Source organism: Methanogenium sp. MK-MG, assembly GCF_009914725.1.
GTDB lineage: Archaea > Halobacteriota > Methanomicrobia > Methanomicrobiales > Methanomicrobiaceae > Methanogenium.
In genome coordinates this window covers 1-6,627 of the sequence record NZ_JAAAWJ010000090.1, presented here as the reverse complement: position 1 = coordinate 6,627, position 6,627 = coordinate 1, and the positions used below count along the sequence as shown (strand labels likewise).

Here is a 6,627-nt window from a genome sequence, read left to right as displayed (position 1 = left end):
TAAATTCTACCTGAACGTTGCGTATCCATATCCATCCGGGGCAATGCATGTCGGGCACGGGAGGACATACATCGTGCCTGATGTTATCGGACGTTTCTGGAGAATGAAAGGATATCAGGTCCTTTATCCGATGGCTTTCCATGTGACCGGCACTCCTGTTATCGGTATATCACGGAGAATTGCAGCAGGTGATGAGAAGACAATCAGGCTCTATTCCGATCTCTACCGTGTACCAAAGGAGACACTTGATACATTCACTGAACCGATGTCAATTGTTCGTCATTTCAGTCAGGAATATGAGCGGGTAATGAGCCGCTGCGGCCTTTCCATTGACTGGAGACGGCGGTTTACAACGGTGGACCCGACATATTCCAAATTTATTGAATGGCAGTACCTTCACCTGCATGATCAAAACAGGGTCGTGAGGGGTGCTCATCCTGTGAAATACTGTATGGGATGCGACAACCCTGTCGGTGATCATGATCTGCTGGAAGGAGAACATGCAGAGATTGTCAAGTATGTGCTGGTGATGTTCAGCTGGAATGACTACATCATTCCCTGTGCCACCCTCAGACCGGAGACGACGTATGGCGTGACCAATCTCTGGGTGAACCCTGCAGTCACCTACCAGAAGGTGCGTGTCGATGGCCGGAAATGGATTCTTTCACCTGAAGCAACGGATAAGATTCGCCTGCAGGACCATGACGTGATACTGGACGGAGAGATATCGGGTGCAGCCCTCGTTGACCAGACCGTCTCCAATCCGCTGAGCGGGGACGTACAGATTCTGCCGGCAGCCTTTGTCGACCCTGATATGGCGACAGGCATCGTGATGAGTGTGCCCGCTCATGCACCGTTTGACTATATTGCCCTCCGTGACCTCCAGCAGCAGGGCAGATACCCGGATATTACTCCGGTGCCCCTGATCACGGTCGAAGGATATGGCAGATGCCCGGCCCAGGATGCGGTTGAACGCTCAGGTATCAGTAACCAGAACGATCCGGCCATGGAAGTCCTGACACAGGAAGTATATAATGCAGAACATTCAAAAGGCAGGATGCTTCCGGAATACGGTGGTAAGCCGGTAAAAGAAGCCAGAGAGGAAATATCAGAGCTGATGCTTGAGCGCTACGGCTCTGCGGTGATGTTTGAGTTTGACAACAGAAATGTCGTCTGCCGCTGCGGGACACGGGTGTATGTCAGGATTCTGCAGGACCAGTGGTTCCTGAAATACAGTGACCCGGAATGGAAAGCAAATGTACATAAGGATCTGGAATCCCTGACTCTGGTGCCCCCTGAAGTCCGGGCAGAATTTACCCGTACAATTGACTGGCTCAACGACTGGGCATGTACAAGAAGAGTCGGACTGGGTACCAAAGTGCCATGGGATAAGGACTGGCTGGTTGAGCCTCTGTCTGACTCGACCATGTATATGTCATACTACACCATTTCCCATAAGATCAGGCACATTGAACCGGAACTGCTCACTCCGGATGTGTTTGAGTATATATTCCTCGGTAAAGGGGACCCGCAAGGCATTCCCAGAGAGACTCTCGATGATCTCAGGCAGGAATTCCTCTACTGGTATCCGTATGACTTCCGTTTCTCAGCAAAGGATCTGATCTCCAACCATCTGACGTTCCAGCTCTTCCACCATGACGCCCTCTTCCCTCCCGAACTGCGGCCGCAGGGTATGGTCATCTTCGGCATGGGTCTGCTGGAAGGTGCCAAGATGTCTTCATCCAAAGGAAATGTGATCCTGCTTGAAGATGCTCTGGATGAATTCGGTGCTGACACGGTGCGGATGTTTTTGGTGGGCAGCGCCGAACCGTGGCAGGACTTTGACTGGAGAAATGAACTGGTCTCGTCGGTCCGTAAACAGATAGAACGGTTCTGGAACACCATCAATGAGGGCATTGAATGCGAGGACACCTATGACATTGATGCATGGGTGCTGTCCCGTATGCAAAAGCACATTGAGATGACGACAACGGCCCTTGAATCGTTCCAGACACGTCAGGCACTGCAGGAGGCCTACTTCAGCATTGAATCAGACCTGAAGTGGTACCGTCGCCGTCTTCCAGAAGGTATACGCAGTTCAGCGGTCCTCCATACCATCGCACCAACATGGGTCAGGCTGCTTGCACCATTCATCCCCTATACCTGTGAGGAGCTCTGGACAACGGTTGGTTCAGGCGAACCGGTTGCATTTGCACCCTGGCCACAGCCCGATTCTTCCCTTGTCAACAATGGTCTTGAACTCTCCGAGGAACTGCTCTCCCGGACAGTGGAGGACATTGAATCCATTATGCGCCTGATCCAGATCGAGACCGAATCCATCACCCTCTACGTGGCGCCGGCATGGAAATGGGAGATATTCCGCGTCATTGCCTCTGCATCCGACAGGAAGAAGGTGATGGGCGAGATCATGAAGAACGAGGATATGAGAAACCGTGGAAAAGAGGCAACGGATGCTGCAAAACAGATCACAAATCAGATACACCGTTTCCCGCCTGAACTGGTATCCTTGATTACTGAAACCGGGCCGGACGAACTGGCCGTATTCAGTGAAGTACGGGACTTCCTGGAACGTGAGTTTGGTGTCTCAGTCTCTGTCGTCAATGCTGAGGAGAGTTCTCACCCCAAGGCACGGGCAGCGCTGCCGTTTAAACCGGCAATTGTTGTGCAGTGAAGTTGTAAAATAAAAAATTATGCCATTTTTTTGGCAGCTTTTTCTGCATTCTTTTTTCGTTCTTTTGTATTATATCCGGTTACATGCTCAAGGTACTGTCTGAAGCGTCTGTTTGTATCAAGTACAACCTCATTTGCCTCTTCCTCAGTCAGACGATCAAAAACTGTCATGTCTGAGTCAGAATCCACAATCAGTGTTTTTCCTTTTTCACCGGTGTATACTTCAAAACGCCTGAAAGATCCGTATGAGATGGTATAGTGCCCCTCATTTTCCTCTGCCGTCTCACCAAAGAGTTCTGTCAGACCATCTACCATCCGTATGGCAAATTCTTTGGTATATCCCCTTTTAATTGGATATTCCTGCATACCAGATGTATTGATGTCAGATATTATGATTGTTGGTTCTTGATCATATCCAATCAGGTCCGTGGCATTCTCTCTCTCTCTCACACATATACGGAAATTCTTTTTATACTTGTGTTTACCCATTACCCTTGTAGAGGTATTGAGGACCGTGATAAAGATAGAGGATATAAGAATAAAATCCAGCGATCCGGAAGGTGAGAACCTCGTTGTACTGCTGGGGTTTCCCGGTAGCGGACTCGTTGGGAGTATTGCACTTGCCCATATGATCGATGAGCTGGAGTTTGAGCATATTGGAAATATCACCAGCAAATATTTCCCTCCGCTTGCAATGATGGTTGACGGCATCGTCAATGCCCCGATGCGGATATTTCAGAAAGATCAGTATGTTCTCATCATCTCTGATGTCCCGATTCATCCGGCGATCTGCTATGAGGTTGGGAATGGCATTCTGGAATGGCTCTCTGCATTTCCGGTGCAGGAAGTAGTGGTTGTGGCAGGGGTTGTAACGAATGATGTTGAAAAACGGGTATTTGGGGTTGCAACAGAGAAAGCAGGACTTGAACAGATCGGTGACAAAACAGATATTCTGCCGATGGGAAGCATTACCGGAATTGCAGGAACCGTCCTTACCGAATGTAAGGTAAACGGCTTAATGGCAATCGGACTTATGGGGGAGTCGGTGAATGCGCCGGACCCACGGGCGGCTGCTGCAGTAATAACTGTTCTGAATGAACTGTTTGGATTTAATATAAGTATTGATCCACTGATTGAACAGGCAACTGAAATTGAAGCGTCTTTGCAGCAGATGGCCGAGCAGGTCGAACGGGCTGAACAGCAACCGGTGAAGAAAGAACACCTTCCGATGTACGGGTGATGATGATGGAATGTACGCTTAAGTGTATTGCACTCACCGGTATTGCGCCACATGTTATTGAAGAGCTCAAGAAAGGGAAGCCACGCACACTGGAACTCCAGAGTGCACACAATCTGATATCTCTTACTGTAACATCACCCGGTGATGTTCTGTTGCTGACATCGGTTGATCTGGATGATTTTACTACCGGAGACCGTGGAATTATTGTGCAGGTCATCTCACTGACGATAAATATGAAGAGGCTGGTCGAATATATGGCCCCCTATCATTATGAGGAACGGGAGAGGATGTCTGCACGGATTCAGGTGCGGTACCTGAATGGTGCGATGGCAAAGTCTGTGGATGGTACCGGCTGGGGAGAACCCACATTTGTGGAAGTAATCCGGCCGTCATGTTATCGTGCAGGATAATATCAATTCCATTCATTTTATCTTCCCTGAAAGCGACCTTATGACGCAGAATGTATTGGGTCTGTGGCTTAGCCAGGATATAGCGCCGGGCTTCTAACCCGGACGTCGGGGGTTCGAATCCCTCCAGGTCCGTCATTATTTTTCTTATGTTCGTATTCTGCAACGTCAGACTGGTTATTATCCGGACGATTGTGGTTTTTTGTATCGTCAGTTTCAAAATAGGTGTATTTTTTCTGGTCAGTGCCCCCCGCAGTGATTGCTGCTCCTGCCTCACCCCTGTTTTTTGTAACCCTTTGACCACCCTCTTTGACTCCCTGTATTGGGGAATCGGGGGGTGAAACAGACGTCTTTTCTGCTCTTTTTTTCTGGCGGAAAATGACGACTGCAATGCCATTTATTTGCTAAAAATACGGTTGATTGCAGACTACTGAGGGGTCTCTATTGGTGAATATTTTAGGAGGACGTATCGGTTGTCTCAGAGGAGAACTGCCCACTGCGAGCTCCTGTGTGGACAGTATCTTCCGGGGCAAATATCCGCAGGATCTGCAATTCAAACGTTATTTGGCTGCCGATTCCAGACATCTGCTCAAAATGACGAGCATCATGAATTGATTTTTAAAAAAGAGTATTTCGCTCGGGAAAAAATTAAAGAATTTTTGTTCCGGGTTCAACGTCCTCATTCGGAACCAGCAGTGAGGCATTGTCTCCCGCCGCAAGGATCATGCCATCGCTCTCTACGCCGAAGAGTTTTGCTTTCTTCAGGTTTGTCACCACAACAACGGACTTCCCTGTCAGTTCTTCAGGCGAGTAATGCTGGGCAATTCCACTGACGATCTGGCGTTCTTCATCCCCCAGACTGACCTGGATTTTGAGCAGTTTCTTTGACCCCTCTATTTTTTCTGCTGCGAGTATCTTTGCAACTTTCATCTCAACACGTGCGAATTCATCAATGGTGATACGTCCTTCGGTCTGTATTTCAGTATTTTCGTTCATTTCTGCTTCCTCAATCCTTATTTTCATAATTTCGTTCAGTGCATCCCGCGTTTCGTCCTCAATTTTCGCAAATATAATAGAAGGTTTTGGAAGATTATTGTGTGCAAATCCTTCTGTTGATTCTGCGATATGGTGCGTTGTGACACTGTCGGTATATCCCAGCATCTCCCATGCATTCTGTGCCTCTTCCGGAATCAGTGCATCAAACAGCAGGGTGCAGGCCTTTGCAATCTGCAGACAGTTAAGAATCACCGATGCTGCTGCCAGCCTGTCTTCTTTGATGAGTTTCCAGGGTGCATTATTCTGGATATATGAGTTGCCATATGAGGCAAGCGCCATCATCTCATCGATTGCGTTCTTGAACTCATACCGTTCCATCTCCGTCTTGACCGTATCCAGGGTTGCCTGAATCCTCTCACAGATTTCAGGGTCCGGCTCTCCTTCAGGAATGCCTCCCAGTTTGTTTGCGGCAAAATGCAGTGTCCGGTAGAGGAAATTGCCCAAGGTGTCCACCAGTTCGTTATTGATCCGTTCCTGGAATATATCCCATGAAAAGTTGAGCTCTTTGGTGTGCGACGTATAGGCAAGCAGATAATAGCGGAGATAATCTGCCGGAAGCCCCTGATCGAGGTAATCATCATTTGTCCAGACGACATATCCCCGTGACTTGGAGAAGGTCTTGTCATTGATCTTGACCATGCCGCTTGCCACCACCGCGTCCGGTGTGGCATACCCTGCACCCTTCAGAACGGCCGGCCAGAAGACACAGTGGTGGTATATGATATCCTGTCCGATAAAGTGCGTGATGGGCTGACTGCCCCGCCAGAACTGTTCCCAGTCGCCATTGTTCTCTTCCGCCCACTCTTTGGTGAATGACATATATCCGATCGGTGCATCGACCCAGACATAGACCACGAGGTCCTCATTGCCGGGGAATTTCACACCCCAGTCAAGCGTTCGTGTGATGCACCAGTCATGCAATCCTTCCTTGAGCCACCCGATGGCGTAATTCCGTGCATTCGTCGTGCCGCCCAGAGTGGGCAGGTATTCCTGCAGGAATTCGCTGAAATCACCGAGTTTAAAGAAATAATGTTCCTGTTCTCTCATCTCGGCTTTTTCACCGCAGACCTTACAGACCGGTTGGGTAATTTCACCGGGCTCCAGGTGTTTACCGCATCCCTGATCGCATTCATCTCCACGCGCATGGGCGCCGCAGTGAGGACAGATGCCTTCCACATACCGGTCCGGCAGAAACATCTGACATTTTGGGCAGTAACTCTGGCTTATTGTTTT

At 49.1% G+C, this 6,627-nt stretch carries 5 protein-coding genes and 1 tRNA gene; 4 read left to right on the top strand and 2 right to left on the bottom strand.

Going from position 1 to position 6,627, the window contains the following annotated elements:
• A partial coding sequence (gene leuS / locus MKMG_RS10085; protein ID WP_165077713.1) for a leucine--tRNA ligase occupies positions 1-2,692 on the top strand: 2,692 nt, incomplete at its 5' end.
• A 17-nt stretch (positions 2,693-2,709) separates the two neighbouring features.
• On the opposite strand, the gene MKMG_RS10080 is transcribed toward leuS, so the two are convergent.
• Entirely contained in the window at positions 2,710-3,057 is a 348-nt protein-coding gene (locus tag MKMG_RS10080) for a DUF5611 family protein (RefSeq protein WP_165077712.1), read from the bottom strand.
• Between the two features lie 148 nt (positions 3,058-3,205).
• Between MKMG_RS10080 and MKMG_RS10075 the strand changes: the two genes are divergently transcribed.
• The 3 genes from MKMG_RS10075 (at position 3,206) to MKMG_RS10065 (ending at position 4,473) form a co-directional block, all read left to right on the top strand.
• Positions 3,206-3,931, top strand: coding sequence for a proteasome assembly chaperone family protein (locus tag MKMG_RS10075; RefSeq protein ID WP_371415216.1), 726 nt, complete (start codon positions 3,206-3,208; stop codon positions 3,929-3,931).
• Positions 3,931-4,341 (top strand): DUF473 domain-containing protein, encoded by a 411-nt coding sequence (locus MKMG_RS10070; protein ID WP_254059166.1) that lies wholly within the window; start codon positions 3,931-3,933, stop codon positions 4,339-4,341. The genes MKMG_RS10075 and MKMG_RS10070 overlap by 1 nt, the downstream gene beginning before the upstream one ends.
• Positions 4,342-4,398: 57 nt before the next feature.
• Positions 4,399-4,473: transfer RNA gene (locus MKMG_RS10065), tRNA-Arg, on the top strand.
• Between the two features lie 513 nt (positions 4,474-4,986).
• Here the strand turns inward: MKMG_RS10065 and metG are convergent.
• The coding region (gene metG, locus MKMG_RS10060; protein ID WP_165077711.1) for a methionine--tRNA ligase at positions 4,987-6,627 on the bottom strand (1,641 nt) is incomplete at its 5' end.